At 70.9% G+C, this 14,632-nt stretch carries 12 protein-coding genes and 1 rRNA gene (1 of these 13 cut by a window edge); 6 read left to right on the forward strand and 7 right to left on the reverse strand.

Features of this window, described 5'->3' with window-relative positions; genetic code table 11:
* Positions 1-248: ribosomal RNA gene (locus ACQCO7_RS20180) — 16S ribosomal RNA — on the reverse strand; it reaches 1,279 nt to the left of the window's first position.
* 642 nt (positions 249-890) lie between these two features.
* The gene (locus ACQCO7_RS20185; protein WP_010352027.1) at positions 891-1,442 is read right to left on the reverse strand and encodes a MarR family winged helix-turn-helix transcriptional regulator; all 552 of its coding nucleotides are present in this window, start codon (positions 1,440-1,442) and stop codon (positions 891-893) included.
* 151 nt (positions 1,443-1,593) lie between these two features.
* Between ACQCO7_RS20185 and ACQCO7_RS20190 the strand changes: the two genes are divergently transcribed.
* On the forward strand, positions 1,594-2,847 hold the full coding sequence (locus tag ACQCO7_RS20190; RefSeq protein ID WP_464077246.1) for an MFS transporter: 1,254 nt from the start codon (positions 1,594-1,596) through the stop codon (positions 2,845-2,847).
* A gap of 54 nt (positions 2,848-2,901) precedes the next feature.
* Here ACQCO7_RS20190 and ACQCO7_RS20195 read toward each other — a convergent pair whose 3' ends face one another.
* Both ACQCO7_RS20195 and ACQCO7_RS20200 read right to left on the reverse strand, forming a co-directional pair.
* The gene (locus ACQCO7_RS20195) at positions 2,902-4,554 is read right to left on the reverse strand and encodes an ATP-binding SpoIIE family protein phosphatase (protein WP_464073180.1); all 1,653 of its coding nucleotides are present in this window, start codon (positions 4,552-4,554) and stop codon (positions 2,902-2,904) included.
* A 206-nt stretch (positions 4,555-4,760) separates the two neighbouring features.
* Positions 4,761-6,167: an NAD(P)/FAD-dependent oxidoreductase gene (locus tag ACQCO7_RS20200; RefSeq protein WP_464073181.1), complete on the reverse strand. Its 1,407-nt coding sequence runs from the start codon at positions 6,165-6,167 to the stop codon at positions 4,761-4,763.
* Between the two features lie 443 nt (positions 6,168-6,610).
* On the opposite strand from ACQCO7_RS20200, the gene ACQCO7_RS20205 reads away from it, so the two are divergent.
* The 3 genes from ACQCO7_RS20205 (at position 6,611) to ACQCO7_RS20215 (ending at position 10,344) form a co-directional block, all read left to right on the forward strand.
* On the forward strand, positions 6,611-7,342 hold the full coding sequence (locus ACQCO7_RS20205; protein ID WP_464073182.1) for a TetR/AcrR family transcriptional regulator: 732 nt from the start codon (positions 6,611-6,613) through the stop codon (positions 7,340-7,342).
* Between the two features lie 282 nt (positions 7,343-7,624).
* Complete coding sequence (locus ACQCO7_RS20210) at positions 7,625-9,460, forward strand: sigma-70 family RNA polymerase sigma factor (RefSeq protein ID WP_464073183.1); 1,836 nt, start codon at positions 7,625-7,627, stop codon at positions 9,458-9,460.
* Between the two features lie 272 nt (positions 9,461-9,732).
* A complete protein-coding gene (locus tag ACQCO7_RS20215) occupies positions 9,733-10,344 on the forward strand; it encodes a hypothetical protein (RefSeq protein ID WP_464073184.1) in 612 nt (203 codons plus the stop codon).
* Positions 10,345-10,516: 172 nt separating this feature from the next.
* Here ACQCO7_RS20215 and ACQCO7_RS20220 read toward each other — a convergent pair whose 3' ends face one another.
* Complete coding sequence (locus ACQCO7_RS20220; protein WP_464073185.1) at positions 10,517-10,954, reverse strand: helix-turn-helix domain-containing protein; 438 nt, start codon at positions 10,952-10,954, stop codon at positions 10,517-10,519.
* A 41-nt stretch (positions 10,955-10,995) separates the two neighbouring features.
* On the opposite strand from ACQCO7_RS20220, the gene ACQCO7_RS20225 reads away from it, so the two are divergent.
* Entirely contained in the window at positions 10,996-11,166 is a 171-nt protein-coding gene (locus ACQCO7_RS20225; RefSeq protein ID WP_464073186.1) for a hypothetical protein, read from the forward strand.
* A 231-nt stretch (positions 11,167-11,397) separates the two neighbouring features.
* Positions 11,398-11,616: a hypothetical protein gene (locus tag ACQCO7_RS20230; RefSeq protein WP_464073187.1), complete on the forward strand. Its 219-nt coding sequence runs from the start codon at positions 11,398-11,400 to the stop codon at positions 11,614-11,616.
* Between the two features lie 59 nt (positions 11,617-11,675).
* Here the strand turns inward: ACQCO7_RS20230 and ACQCO7_RS20235 are convergent, their stop codons facing one another.
* A complete protein-coding gene (locus ACQCO7_RS20235; RefSeq protein WP_464073188.1) occupies positions 11,676-12,119 on the reverse strand; it encodes a protein kilB in 444 nt (147 codons plus the stop codon).
* Between the two features lie 119 nt (positions 12,120-12,238).
* Positions 12,239-14,344: an asparagine synthase-related protein gene (locus ACQCO7_RS20240; RefSeq protein WP_464073189.1), complete on the reverse strand. Its 2,106-nt coding sequence runs from the start codon at positions 14,342-14,344 to the stop codon at positions 12,239-12,241.
* Positions 14,345-14,632 lie beyond the last annotated feature (288 nt).

A 14,632-nucleotide genomic window follows, 5' to 3' on the forward strand; every position in this document is an offset into this window, starting at 1 on the left:
ACCAACAAGCTGATAGGCCGCGGGCTCATCCTTCACCGCCGGAGCTTTCGACCCCCGCCCATGCAGGCAGAAGTGATATCCGGTATTAGACCCCGTTTCCAGGGCTTGTCCCAGAGTGAAGGGCAGATTGCCCACGTGTTACTCACCCGTTCGCCACTAATCCACCCCGAAGGGCTTCATCGTTCGACTTGCATGTGTTAAGCACGCCGCCAGCGTTCGTCCTGAGCCAGGATCAAACTCTCCGTGAATGTTTACCCGTTATCGGGTGCACAACACAGAAGAGCGGAACGATCGGAGGAATGATCCGACCGTTCACAGCGTCCTCGCTGTGTTTGTTTCAAAGGAACCTCATCCTCGGCCATCGGCCGGGGACGGGGTATCAACTAATCTGGCGTTGATTTTTGGCACGCTGTTGAGTTCTCAAGGAACGGACGCTTCCTTCGTACTCACCCTCTCGGGCTTTCCTCCGGGCTTTTCCCTTCGGTCTTGCGTTTCCGACTCTATCAGATCCTTTTCCGATCCGATTTCCTCGGTGCTTTCCAGGTTCTCGCTCTCGCGTTTCCCTTTCCGGCGGTTCCGACTCTATCAGATCCTTTCGGCGTCTGATTCCCAGTCAGCGGGGGTTGTCTTCCCGGCTGTTGGGCCGTTCCGACGTCTCAAACCTTAGCGGATCCGCTCGATGATTCCCAATCGGGCTACCGAGTCCCGAATCGAATTGAATTCGAGCATGCGGACATGCTGAATTCGCTCCGTCAGGAGTGATCATGCTGATGGTGTGAGTGCCGCTCGCGCGGCGGGAGTGCTACCGGAGAACCGTTACGGCTCCGTGGCAACTCGAAGAACCTTACGGATCGCCCAGACCCCTGTCAAGGCGCTCCTGTCAAGATCTTTTAGTCAAGATCGCTGAGACGGCCCCCGGCATCCGGCTGAGCGTCCTCCACCCGGCGTAGCAGCCTGGTCAGGACCTCACCCAGCGTCGTGCGCTCCTTCGGGGAGAGGTCCTGGAGGAGGTCCTCCTCGAAGACGGAGGCGAGCCGCATGGCCTCCAGCCACATCTCGCGCCCCTCGGGAGTCAGCTCGACGATGACGCGGACCCGGTTGGACTCGTCGCGCGCCCGGGTCACGTACCCCTCGGTCACCATGCGGTCGATCCGGTGGGTCATCGCGGCCGGCGTGAGGCCGAGGCGTTTGGCGATGTCTCCGGGGCCGAGCCGGTAGGGGGCGCCGGCCAGGACGAGGGCCTTGAGGACTTCCCAGTCGGCGTTGGAGATGCCGAGTGCGGAGGTCTGGCGGCCGTAGGCGACGTTCATCCGGCGGTTCAGCCGGGACAGCGCCGAGACGATCTTCTCGACCTGGGGGTCGAGGTCGCGGAACTCGCGCTGGTAGGCGGCGATCTGCTCGTCGAGAGTCGGTTCGCCGGGGGTGTCGGGGTGGTCGCCCATGCCGGTCAGTATGGCATGGGGCTGTTGGCGTTCAAGTTCTTCGAGGTGTACCGTTTAACTCGAAATTTTATCTTCGAAGTCTTTGTTGCTAAGTGCTGTACCTAGCAACCATCTGAGAGAGGTGAACGTGACCAGGGAGAAGGGCGCGGCGATGCGCCGGATCCACGTGGGCAACGCACTCAGCGCGTTCGGGCTCGGCTTCACCGTCCCCTATCTGTACGTCTATGTGGCGCAGGTGCGGGGACTCGGCGCCATGACCGCGGGGCTCGTCCTCGCCGTCTTCGCCGTGGCCGCCCTGATCGTGCTGCCGTTCGCCGGGCGGGCCATCGTCCGGCGCGGCCCGCTGCCGGTGCTCCTCGTCGCCCTGGTCACCGCCGCGTTCGGCGCCCTCGCGCTGGGCCTCGCCGCGAGCGCCGTCGCCGTACTCGCCGCCGCTGCCCTGCTCGGGGCCGGGCAGGCCGTGATGTCTCCCGCGCTGGCGACGATGATCGTGGACTGCTCGACATCGGAGACGCGGTCGAGGGCGTTCGCGACGCAGTTCTTCCTTCAGAACCTCGGTCTCGGCGTCGGCGGTCTGATCGGCGGGCATCTCGTCGACACGTCGAAGGCGTCGTCGTTCGTGCTGCTGTTCTCGATCGAGGCGGCGATGTTCCTGCTGCTGGTCGTCCTGATGACGACGGTCCGCGTGCCGCACGCCCCCCAGGTCACCGGCGCGCCGCGCTCCGCGAAGGCCGGCTGGCGCGAGCTGCTGTCCAACCGTGCGATGGTCCAGCTCTCGGTGCTCGGTTTCGTCCTCTTCTTCGCCTGCTACGGCCAGTTCGAGTCAGGTCTGAGCGCGTACGGCGTCGAGGCGGCCGGTATCTCGCCGTCCACGCTCGGTACGGCGCTGGCGGCGAACACGGCGATGATCGTCGTCGCCCAATTCGCGATCCTGCGTTTCGTGGAACGCCGCCGCCGCTCCCGTGTCATCGCGGCCGTGGGTCTGATCTGGGCCGTCGCCTGGGCGGTGGCCGGTTTCGCGGGCCTGGGCCACGCGAGCCCCGAGGTCGCGACGGCCGCGTTCGTGTCGACGTACGCGCTGTTCGGGCTCGGTGAGTCGATGCTGGCCCCCACGGTCGCGCCCCTGGTCGCGGACCTCGCGCCCACCGGCATGGCCGGTCAGTACAACTCGGCGTTCGCTCTGGTCAAGCAGCTCGCGCTGGCCATCGGTCCGGCGGTCGGCGGGCCGATGGGCGCGTCGCTGCACGCCCCGTACGTCGTGACGTTCCTGCTGTTCTCGCTCGGCATCACGTGGCTCGCGCTGCGGCTGGGCCGTCAGCTGACCCCCGTCCAGGACCAGCCTCTGCTGGCCCGGAACCGGGTGGTCGCGCGCGGTGGGGCGCGGGTGGAGTCGGTCAGCGCCTGAACCGCCGTCTCGCAGGGGGTCGTCGTACCGCTACGACGGCCCCCTTTTCCGTGTCTACGGCAGCGCGAACTCGCACCACACCGCCTTGCCGCCTCCCGGTGTGCGCCGCGATCCCCAGCTCGTGGCGATCGTCGCGATGATCGCGATCCCCCGGCCCGACTCGTCGGCAGGGTCGGCCTGTCGACGCCGGGGCAGGTGGTCGTCCCCGTCCGTCACCTCGATGATCAGGCGGCGGTCGGTGCGGCGCAGGCGCAGGCGCATGGGTGGGGTGCCGTGCTGGAGGGAGTTGGCGACCAGCTCGCTGGCCGCCAGGACTCCGTGGTCGTGGAGGTCCGGGGGGAAGCGCCAGCTGGTGAGGACGCCCGAGGCGAACGCCCTCGCGCGCGGGGCCGCCTCGATGCCGCCCAGCAGTTCCAGCGCCGCGTTGCGGAAGAGTTCGCCCTCCGGGCCCGTACGGCTGGGGTGCTGGAGGACGAGGACAGCCACGTCGTCGTCGTGGTCGGCCGTCACGCCTGCCGAGCGGACCAGGCGGTCGCAGACGACCTGCGGGGTGCCCGTCGCTCCGGACAGGGCGCGTTCCAGGGCCTCGATGCCCTCGTCCAGGTCCGCGTCCCGGCGTTCGACGAGGCCGTCCGTGTAGAGGACGGCCGTGGAGCCGGGGCCCAGGGGGATCGTGGACGACGCGTGCATCAGGCCGCCCGTGCCGAGGGGCGGGCCGGTGGGTTCGGGGGCGCGTTGGACCGCGCCCGTCTCATCGCGGACCAGGATCGGGAGGTGGCCGGCGGAGGCGTACACGAGGCGGCCCTCGTTGGGGTCGTGGACGGCGTAGACGCAGGTGGCGATCTGGTTGGCGTCGATCTCGGAGGCGAGGCCGTCGAGGAGCTGGAGGATCTCGTGCGGGGGGAGGTCCATGCGCGCGTACGCGCGGACGGCCGTGCGGAGCTGGCCCATGACGGCCGCCGCGCGTACGCCCCGGCCCATCACGTCGCCGATGACCAGGGCGGTCCGGCCGCCGCCGAGGGTGATGACGTCGTACCAGTCGCCGCCGACGGCCGCTTCCGTGCCGCCGGGGTGGTAGACGGCGGCGATGCGCAGGTCGTCGGGTTGTTCGAGCTCCTGGGGGAGGAGGGAGCGCTGGAGGGTGACGGCGGTCTCGCGCTGGCGGCGTTCGCTCGCGCGCAGGCGCTCGGCGGCCTCGGCGTGGTCGGTGACGTCGACGGCGAAGATGAGGACGGCGTCCTTCTCGCCGCCGTCGTCCTCGGTGACGGGCGTGCAGGTGAACGTGTAGGAGCGGCCGTCGGGGGCCTTGCGGGACTTGAGGGTGCGCGGCCGGCCGCTGCGCAGGGCCTGGTCGAGGAGGGGGAGCAGGCCGAGTTCGGAGAGTTCGGGGAGGGTGTCGGCGGCGGGTTCGCCGGGCGGGCGGGGGCCGAAGGCGGCGGCGTAGGCGTCGTTGACGTAGGCGAGGCGGTGGTCGGGGCCGTGGACGAGGGCGACCAGGGCGGGGACCCGGTCGAGGACCTCACGGACGGGGAGCGCGTCGACGGCCTGGGCGGGCCGGGTGTCGTCCGGGTCGGTGAGGTGTTCGGCGCGGGCCGCGGGGACGGAGCCCTCGCCGCGCCGGTCGGGGGTGGCGTGCGGGTGCTCGGCCCGCGCGGCGGCGCGGCGCTGCGTTCCGGGGAGCCGGGCGCTCCAGCGCGTGAAGTTCACGAATCCTTGCCTCGTGTCGTGGTGGTCGGCCGGCTCCGGGGCGGCCGTGCGGCGGGGACACGCCGTGTGCTGCCTTGGTCGGGGGTGCTGAGGTCGGTAGGAGGGCGGTAAGAGGGTCGTCGGGTTGCAGTGTGGCAGTGCGGGCGTCGGGCCCGGTATTCGTTCGACGCCGGGGCGTTCGGCCGAGTTCCTGGATCGGGGGAGGACTACTCCTTCGGGTTGTCCTCGTCGCCCCGGGAACCGGGATTCCCGGGCGGGCCGGTCCTTTCATCGGAAGACTTTCCACCGGCGGCCAGTTCGAACTCCGCGCGCGGATGTTCGAGGGAACCCAGCGAGACGATCTCCCGCTTGAAGAGCCCGGAGAGCGTCCACTCGGCCAGCACGCGCGCCTTGCGGTTGAAGGTGGGGACGCGGCTGAGGTGGTAGGCGCGGTGCATGAACCACGCGGGGTACCCCTTGAGCTTGCGGCCGTACACCTGCGCGACGCCCTGGTGGAAGCCGAGGGAGGCGACCGAGCCGGCGTACGCGTGCGCGTACTGCTGGAGGGGCTCGCCGCGCAGGGAGCGTACGACGTTGTCGCCGAGGACCTTCGCCTGGCGCAGCGCGTGCTGGGCGTTGGGGGCGGTGTGGGTGCCGGGGGCGGCGGTGAGGTCGGGGACGGCGGCGGCGTCTCCGGCCGCCCACGCGTGCGCGGTGCCCTCGATGCCCAGCTCCGGGGTGCACCTGAGGCGGCCCCGGTCGGTGAGGGGGAGGTCGGTCGCGGCGAGCAGGGGGTGCGGTTTGACGCCGGCCGTCCAGACGATCGTCCGGGTGGGGAAGCGCGAGCCGTCGCTGAGGACGGCGATGCGCTGGACGCAGGACTCCAGGCGGGTGTTCAGGCGGAGGTCGATGTTGCGGCGGCGGAGTTCGCTGATCGTGTAGCGGCCGAGGTCGGGGCCGACCTCGGGGAGGATGCGGTCGGATGCCTCGACGAGGATCCACTTCATGTCGTCCGGGGTGACGTTGTGGTAGGAGCGGGAGGCGTAGCGGGCCATGTCCTCCAGCTCGCCGAGGGCCTCCACGCCCGCGTAGCCGCCGCCGACGAAGACGAACGTCAGGGCCGCGTCGCGGACCGCCGGGTCGCGGGTCGAGGACGCGATGTCCATCTGTTCGATGACGTGGTTGCGCAGGCCGATGGCCTCCTCGACGGTCTTGAAGCCGATCGCGTGCTCGGCGAGGCCGGGGATCGGCAGCGCGCGGGAGACGGAGCCGAGCGCGAGGACCAGTTCGTCGTACGCCAGCTGCCGGGGGCCGGTGCCCTCTTCCGCCGTGGCGAGGGTGGTCAGGGTCGCGGTGCGTACGCCGTGGTCTACGGCCGTGACCTCGCCGACGACGATCCGGCAGTGCGGCAGGACGCGGCGCAGCGGGACGACGACGTGCCGCGGGGAGATGGAGCCGGCCGCGGCCTCCGGGAGGAACGGCTGGTACGTCATGTACGGGTCGGGAGTGACGACCGTGATCTCGGCCGCCCCGCGCTTCAGTTCATGCCTCAACTTCCGCTGGAGTCGCAGTGCCGTGTACATCCCGACGTAGCCGCCGCCGACAACGAGAATGCGCGCACGTTCCTTCACCACCCCATGACGCACCCGGCACCGGAGTTTGTCCACAGTCCCGGCGCGCAGCGGGGCGGGCGCCCCGGTGTGGCCGGGGGCTGCCAGGCCACCCGCACGTACGCCAGGCGCGCAGGTCAGGCCAGGTACGCCGGGGCGTGCGGGGATGCGCGGCGGGGATGCGCACCCCGTGTACTCCGATCGGGCGGTCCCCCGAGCGGAACGTGCCCCTTCTGAATTGACCGTCCCTCAACTATGTTCGTGTGACGACGGGGTGTAGGGCTGCCTGTCCGGTGCGTGTCCGCCGTGGGGCGCGGGGCGCGCCGGCCGGAGAGCCCGAAGGGGGAAGTCTGCCGCCGGACCCGCGACACGCGGGGGTGGGCGCGCTGCTCCCTGTTCCACACGCTCCGGCATTCAATGGCGGAGAAAGTCTCCGGGGGGAGACGACATTTACCGGGGGATCATTGATGCACATTCAGGACTCGCAATGGTCTACGGCGTCCGCTCTCGCGGGCGGCGCCATGATGAGCGCGACGGGGAACGGCCGCGGGGACGCTTCGCGGACGACGCCGTTGCGTGTGGACGCACAGCGCAACCTCGAACACGTGCTGCGGGCAGCGCGCGAGGTGTTCGGGGAGCTGGGTTACGGGGCTCCCATGGAGGACGTCGCCCGGCGGGCCCGTGTGGGGGTGGGCACCGTCTACCGGCGCTTCCCCAGCAAGGACGTGCTGGTCCGGCGGATAGCCGAGGAGGAGACGGCCCGGCTGACCGAGCAGGCGCGTACCGCTCTCGGGCAGGAGGACGAGCCGTGGTCGGCGCTGTCCCGCTTCCTCCGTACGTCCGTCGCGTCCGGGGCCGGGCGGCTGCTGCCGCCTCAGGTGCTGCGGGTGGGGGTGGCCGAGGAGGAGGCACGTGTGCCTCAGCAGCGGTCCCAGCCGGGTGGCGGGGAGCTGCGGCTCGTTCCCGAGGCGGAGGTCGTGTCGCCACTGGATGATCCGGGCGTGGCCGCGCTGCTCGACGTGGTCGGGCAGTTGGTCGACCGGGCTCGGGCGGCCGGGGAGCTGCGGGCGGACGTGTCCGTGTCCGATGTGCTGCTCGTGATCGCCACGGCGGCGCCGTCCCTGCCGGACGCGGTGCAGCAGGCCGCGGCTTCGGCCCGGTTGCTGGACATCCTGCTGGAGGGGCTGCGGTCGCGGTAGACCGACACAGCTCCCCGCTCCTTCAAGGGGCGGGGAGCTGTGACCCGAAAAGGTGACGCCCCAGTTGTCGAACAAACGTCCGAGTTACAGCCGTCCGCTGTAACTACCGTGTTTCTTGCGGTAGTTGAGCATTCCCACGCCGGGTGAGTTCTAGTACAAGGGAACGGCAAGGGGGCACTTACGGGTGGAAGGGGGCGTTCGTGGGGGGCGTCGGGCGAAATGCGTGTGGCACTCTGAGCCGGTGTTCGGGACTGGACTGGTCGGCGGCGGGGGCTTTCCGCGATGAGTGTTGACGGGCGGGACGAGTCGCAGGGCGGCGACACCGGCGAGCTCGACGCGCCACAGGTTCCTCCGCAGCGCGACCGGCGGGACGACAGTCTGCTGCCGCCGCTCCGGGAGCTGCCTCCGGCCGACACCGAGCTGATCGCCTCCATGCGCGCCGGGGACGACTCGGCGTACGAGGAGCTCTACCGTCGGCACGCCGACGCCGTACGGCGCTATGCGCGCACCTGCTGCCGGGACGGGCACACCGCCGACGACCTCACCGCCGAGGTGTTCGCGCGGATGTTGCAGGCCGTGCGGGGCGGGTCGGGGCCCGAGTACGCCGTACGCGCCTATCTGCTGACGTCCGTGCGGCGGGTCGCGGCGCAGTGGATCCAGTCGGCGAAGCGGGAGCAACTCGTCGACGATTTCGCGGTGTTCGCGACTCAGGCGGCCGGGCGGGCCTCCGAGGTGGGCGACGACGACACACTTGAACTCGGCGCCGACGTACGGGCCATGCACGAGGCCGAGCAGTCCATGGCGATGCAGGCGTTCCGGTCGTTGCCCGAGCGGTGGCAGGCCGTTCTGTGGCACACCGAGGTCGAGGACGAGTCGCCCAGTGAGGTCGCGACGCTGTTCGGGCTGGACGCGAACGGGACGCGGGTGCTGGCCTCCCGGGCCCGGGAGGGGCTCAAGCAGGCGTATCTCCAGGCGCACGTGTCGGCGACGCTGACCTCCGACGAGGAGTGCAGTCAGTACGCCGATCAGCTCGGGACGTACGCCCGTAAGCGGTTGCGGACGCGGGCCGAGCGGGGGTTGCGCAAGCATCTGGAGGAGTGCGCGAAGTGCCGGCTGGCGGCGTTGCAGATCGAGGAAGTCGCCAGCGGGATTCCGGCGGTCGTGCCGGTCGCGGTCATCGGGTGGTTCGGGGCCGCGGGGTACGCGAAGGCGGCTGCGCTCATCGCGGGCGGGGTGGGGGCGGGGGCCGCCGGTGTCGGTGGCGCCGCCGCCGCTGCCAACGGGGGTTCCGCGTCGGGTGGCGCCGCCGCTTCCGAGGGGCTCGGGGCGCCGGTGAAGGCGGGGATCGCGGCGGGGGTGGTGGCGGTGGCTGCCGCTGCCGTCGCGCTCGCCCTGGTGGGGAACGACAGTCCGGCCAAGACGCCCGCGGCTCCGGCGCCGTCCTCCGCGCCGGTGGTCCGGGAGGAGGTGGCGCCGTCGCCTTCGCCGTCCAAGAAGCCACCGGTGGTGGTCGCACCGGTCGCGCCGGTCGCACCGGTCGTTTCGGTGAAGCCCTCCCCGAAGCCGTCTGCGAAGCCTTCGGTGAAACCGAGTCCGGTTCCCGTGGTGCCGCGCCCTCCGGCGCCGAGTCCGACACCGAGCGCCAAGCCTTCACCCACGCCCACTCCCACACCGACTCCTCCCCCGCCCGCCGTCTATCCCCTCAACGAACTCGCCTACAACGCCAACGGTGACGGCACCGGCCCCGAGATCCGCCTCTTCGAGAGCAGCTGGGTCTGGCAGCGGGACAACCTCTCCATCGCCGGTCAGCCGTACAGCGGGGTGACCGTGCGGGCGGGGTCCTCCGTCACCATCGACCTGAACCGGACCTGTACGTCGTACGACGCGCTGGTCGGCATCGACGACACGACGCTGCGGCTGGGGCAGGCGTACTTCGCCGTGTACGCGGACGGGGTCCGGCTGTGGCGGTCGGGGTTGGTCAAGGGCGGGGATCCGGCGGTGCCGGTGCATGTGGATCTGACCGGGCGGAAGACGGTTCGGCTGGTGGTGGAGCCGTATACGCGGTTCGACGAACTGGCGTTGGTGGACTGGGCGGAGTCCCGGTTCCGGTGCGGGTGATCCTGAATCCGCGGTGAGGGAAAGGGACTTGGCCTCGCCGTAGCCGGCCGCCTTGTCGTTTCCGGCCGAAGTCTGAGGTACTCCTGAGGTTTATGTGGTCCGCCGTACCCAACAATCACAGGCAGGCGGAGACGCCGTGGACATGCCACCCGGGGAGCGTCGTCGAGGCGCCGTGGTGGTGTGCGCCTGCCCTGCCGCCTGTGAGCAAGTGACCAGCTTCATCGAAACGGGGACCCATGAGATACACGTTGACGCGCACCGCACTTCCGCTCGTGACCGCTGCGACCGTGCTGTTGGCGGCGTCCGGCGCCGGCGCCGCCGAGTCGGGTGACGAGCCTGTACCGGCCGCCGGTACGAAGATCGTCCTGAACGACGGGACTGTCGTCGGTGTCGACGGCGAGACCGATTTCGCGTTCGCGGGTGACGAGCCGGAGCCGCACGACTTCCGGGGTCCCGTCTGCCCCGAGGTGAACCAGCCGCCGGAGTACACGGTGAAGGGGAAGCCGTACTTCCTGGCGGACAAGGACGAGCCGCAGTCGGCGTGGCTCCAGCCTCGGCAGTCGGTGTCGTGGATGCTGTCGGGCTCCCACACCTTCACGCTCGACTTCAGCGGTGGAGTCGAGGCGGATGCCAGGATCATCGTGGCGAAGGCCAAGGTGAAGTTCGACGTCAAGATCGGCAACTCGTGGACGTGGACGGGATCTCAGACGGTCTCCGACACGAACAGCACCAACAAGGCGTACCGAGCCGTTCTCGGGCAGGTGGGCTGGAGGCTCACTTCGGTGAAGACCTGGTACGCACCGCCCTGCACCAAGAAGACGAAGACCATCATCGTGAAGGCCCCGCGCAAGGGCGACATGTCGATCGGCCGGCAGAACTCGTAGCCCGGGCGGTGGTGTGACGGCACGCGGGGCGGCTGTGCCTCGTGACCGCCGTGGCACTCACCGGCGCCGGTGAACAGGCATCGGAGAGCCGGCACCTCCTCGCTGGAGGTGCCGGCTCTCCGGCGGCGGTATCTGGAGCGGGGGAGCGTTCAGAGGGTTCGGATGAACGCGGTCAGGTGGTGGGGGTGAAGAGGAGGGGGGTGCGGTCCGGGGTCTTGCTGTCGCGGACGGGGAGGGTGCCGGGGAGGACGACGAGGCTCTGATACGAACGGATGCGTTCGGCCGTCGTCTCGTAGTGGAGGAAGTCCGCGAAGGACCGCCGCGCCTCCAGCACCCGCTTGATCCACGCCGGTTCCCGCACCCGCTGCGCCAACGTCACCATCTCGTCGACCTGTGCCGCGTCCGTGACTCCGTAGCAGGTCAGCAGGTCGCGCAACTCGCCGAGAGAGATGCCCGGTCGAGCGTTCTCGATGCGGTTGATCTTCGTGCGGTGGCAGCCGATGCGTTCCGCCGCGTCGTCGAGGCTCTTTCCCGCCTTCTCCCGGTACTCGATCAGTGGAGCCGCACCCTGAGTCGAGTCACACGCCTCCCCAACAGGGCTCTGTGACACAGACCTTGACGTGCAGTCACTCGCTCCCCGGGAGATGAGCCATGTCCACCGAGACCGCACCCCCTCACACCACCAGCCACCAGCACCCCGGCCTTCGCCGCGAGCTGGTCACCAACGCCGTGAACGCCAAGACCCTCCCCGGCCGGGAGATCCTCGCCGAAGTCGTCCTCACCGAACGGGAGTTGCGGATCGAGGTCGCCGAACGCGAGTGAGGGGCAGCCGGAGTTGAGGTGCGCCGGGGCGTTGGACGAGGGCGGGCGGGGGCTCGTGCTGGTCGACGCGCTGGCGACCGAGTGGGGGACCGGGCCTCGGGACGGCGTCGGGAAAGTGGTCTGGGTGACGCTGAACTTGCCTGAAAAGGCACCGCGTTGAGCCCTTTTCCGCCACCGGGCCGAGGAGGACGAGACCCGCCTCCCGTCTGTGGGCCGAGGTACAAAGGCCGTATGACCGAGTGGGCGGACGTACTCGTACGGGCCCGGGGCGGGGCGTCTCCCCTGTGGGGCGTGCTGGACTTCGGGGAGTTGAAGTTCGATGACGGCTACGTGTTCAGCGTGCCCCTCGACGACGACCGGCTCGGGTTGCCGGCGGATCTTGTCGACGCGCTGCGGGCTTGGGGCTCGGAAGGTGCGGGGGATTTCGCGGCGGGGGGTTCGGGGCGATGACTTCGGTCAGTTGGCGGGGGGATCGGCGGATGCAGGGGACGGCGAGGTCGCGGGGAGCCTCACGCCGCCAGCGTCCTCCCCGCCGCCGCGACCAGGTCGTCCGTCGCCTTGATCGCCGTCTCCCTGCGCGCCGACAGCGTCTCCCGGTCCGGTACGTCGCGCAGGGCCACCGCCGCGAGTACTGCCGTACGGGCGGGCTGGGCCAGGGACGGTTCCAGGACGGATACGGAGACCAAGGGGGCCGTCAGTGCGGAACGCGTCGCGTGGGAGGCGGTTCTGGCGGACTGGCGTATCTCCTCCGACGCTCCCTGCAACCGCAGTTCCTCCCGGTGCCAGAGCGCTCTGCGGTGATCCCCCAACGCCGCGACCAACTCCCCCAACGCCACACGCAACGCCTCTTCCCTGCGCTCAGCCCTCGCCACCCGCTCCCCTCGCTGTTGCAGAAACCCGGCGAGCAGACCGCCGAGAAGAGTGCCGGCCACGGCTATGGCGCTGGACCACATGGGGGCTCCTGGGTGAACGTCCGTACAAGGGGCTCCAGTTTCACGCGGGCCGTTGACGAGGCCGGGTTCGGGAGGGGTGGGGAGCGGGGTGCGGGCGCGTCGTGGCTGGTCGTACCCCCTCACCCCCCCGAGGACAACGCCCCCCTCCGAGGCGCGATCCCCGCAGGCACCGCACGCGCCCGCGCCGGCGTCCCCGTCCAGCACGTCCCCCTCCGCGCCAGCAACCTCCGCAGCCACAGCTCCAGCGACACCAAGTCCGCGAGCCCCGCCAACGGCAACGGCTCCCCCGCAGCCGCCGCCCGGACCGCCTTCCGCACCACCCGCGCCTCCACGAGCCCCGCCTCCGCCAACAGCGGCGTCTCGAACAGCGTCAGGACGCTCCCCGTAGCCGCCCGCAGCCCCGCACGGGCAGTCGCCGTCGCGGAACCCGGCGTCGGGGTCCCCCACCCCGGCGGCAACTCCCCCACCCCGGAAGCCGTCAGCACCCGGCGCAGAATCGCCGCCCGAGCCCCCGGCTGAACCCGAAGCGTCTCCGGCAGCGCCTGGCACGCGCGCACCACCTGGTTGTCGAGGTAGGGAGCGTGCAGCCGCTGGGACCGGATCTCGGTCGCCTGCTCCAGCACCCGCAAGTCGGCCGCATGCCGCGCGAGAGCCGCACGCGCGCGATGGTCGCCGGGTCTCTGCCCGGGCCCGACGGCCCCCGCACGGGACGTCGACGACTGGAGGCGAACCGATACTTCAGCCAACGCCTCACCGGTGAGCCACCGAGCGGCGGGACCGGCAGGGGCCCAGGTGAGGGCGGCGAGGGACGCCCCCACGGCACCGGGCGTGTCCTCGAACCGCCGGGACAGCAACCGATCCGCCAACGACTCCAGCCCGGCGGCGTAAGGAGTCCGCGCCAGACGCCGAGCAGCCCCGTACACGCGCGCGGGGACGAGCACCGACCCGTCCGCCTTCGTCAACGCGGCCATGGGCCGGACCAGATGACGCCGCTTACGGTCCATCAGCAGATCGGCGAGGCGAGCGGGATGCGCGTCCAGCGCCTGCCGGGCCCCGTGCCCCGTGAAGTGGTCCGCGCTGCCCGCTGCGAGCCGCGCACGGTGCCGGGCGGCCAGGACGAGGGAGGGGCCGGGTTCGTCCGTCAGGGGGCCGTCCAGGGCCGCGTAGGGGAGCATCTCGGCGTCGCCGGTGACGACGACGTGGTGAAGACGGGGGTTGGCGGCGAGCTCACCGGCCCGCTCCAACTCCTCCTGCTGACGCCGGGAGGTGAGGTCGTTGAAGGTGACCGCGAGGAGCCGCTCCCCCGCGCCGGTCCCGTGACCGAGGACCGTCCCCGGCATCCCGGGCAGCCCCGCGGCGAGCAGGGCGAGCGTCCCCGAGGCCGGCCCGCCCGTGAGGTCCGCCCCGATCCCCGGCACCGGCATCCCGCGCGCGGCACGCCGCTCGGCGGGCCCCATGCCAGGAACGGGACCGGGATCCATGTCAGGCACATGCCGGGGCGCCGACAGGCGCGTACGCACGGCCTCGACGAGCGCGTCCCGCACCCCCTCGATCGCGCTGTCCGGATCGGTGGACGCGGCGGCGACGGCGAGCGACGCGACGGGTTCGTAGTTCGCGACCTCCCGCGCGCCCGCGCGAAGGACGAGCGCGTGCCCCGGAGGCACGCGTCGCACCCCGTCGTAGGGCGTCGAATCGAGGAGGGCGGCCGGTACGTCGGGCGCCGCGAGCAGCGCGGCGAGGTGCCCGAAGTCGAGGTTGGCCTCGACGAGGTCGGCGAGCGGGAGCGCGGCGGTCGCGTACGCCGTACCGCCCGCCCACGGCGTGTGGAAGACCGGGCGCGCGCCCGCGAGGTCGCCGCAGACGGTGATGCGGCGGTCGACCTGGACGACGGCGGTGTAGCTGCCGGGCCAGGCGGTGAGGTGCCGCAGGGCGCCCCCACGGGCCGTCAGCAGGCCGATGCGCAACTGCTCGTCGCTGGCCCCGCACAGGCCCAGGACGGCGATCCTGGTGCGCTCGTCGACACGGACGACGCGGATCTCGTCGGGCCGCCAGTCGCCGACGGCCCACAGGGGATCGGGGTCGCCCCACAGGAGCTGCGAGCCGACCGGCTGGACGACCTCGCCGTCCGCGCCGACGGCGCCGCCGCCCTCGTACCCGCCGTAGGGATCGCCGTAACCCGGCGCTGACCCCGCGGCGGTCATGCTCCAACCCACCAACCACCGCATCGACGCCTCCACAGGCTGTGGACAACCGGTGCACCGTACGAACCGATTCACCATGCTGCCACGAAGAACGCGCCCATGACGGAAGGCAGAACGCCTGACAGACACCGCAACGCGCCAACGCGCGCGTGCCGTTGCCGAGGCCGGGACCCCGGTACACCCCCGCGTGCGCCCCCGCGCCCGCGACGTGAATGCGCCCCCGATACGCTCCCCCCGAACGCCCCGTGCGCCCTCGATTCCCATGGTCGGGGCCTTGATCACCTGACGATCCGAGGGGCGTTTTTCAGCCAA

Source organism: Streptomyces saintjeani, from assembly GCF_055409605.1.